This window comes from Pseudonocardia sp. EV170527-09, assembly GCF_008369905.1.
Classification (GTDB): domain Bacteria; phylum Actinomycetota; class Actinomycetes; order Mycobacteriales; family Pseudonocardiaceae; genus Pseudonocardia.
In genome coordinates this window covers 1-233 of sequence record NZ_VRMC01000678.1, presented here as the reverse complement: position 1 = coordinate 233, position 233 = coordinate 1, and the positions used below count along the sequence as shown (strand labels likewise).

1 protein-coding gene is annotated in these 233 nt (G+C 38.2%); it reads left to right on the top strand.

The features are described 5' to 3' along the window. The coding region (locus FVA95_RS30465) for a hypothetical protein (protein WP_205016121.1) at nucleotides 1-233 on the top strand (233 nt) is incomplete at both ends.

The window sequence follows — 233 nt, the reverse complement described above, 5'->3', positions numbered from 1 at the left end:
CTTTTAAAGGTTATGACATGCTTAAAATGATTGATGTTCTCGATCAACGTCTAGTGCAAAACTTTACTCAAGCTTTGCAGTCTCCTACCCCACAATTTGAAGAGCAATTGGATCAAGGTATTCTCAATGCATCAGACCTTGAATTAAATCATGCTGTTACTGCATTTTTTAATGAAGTTAATGCGATTGAAGCTGCTCAAGCGTTGGATATTAGCGCTGACCGTATTCAAGCC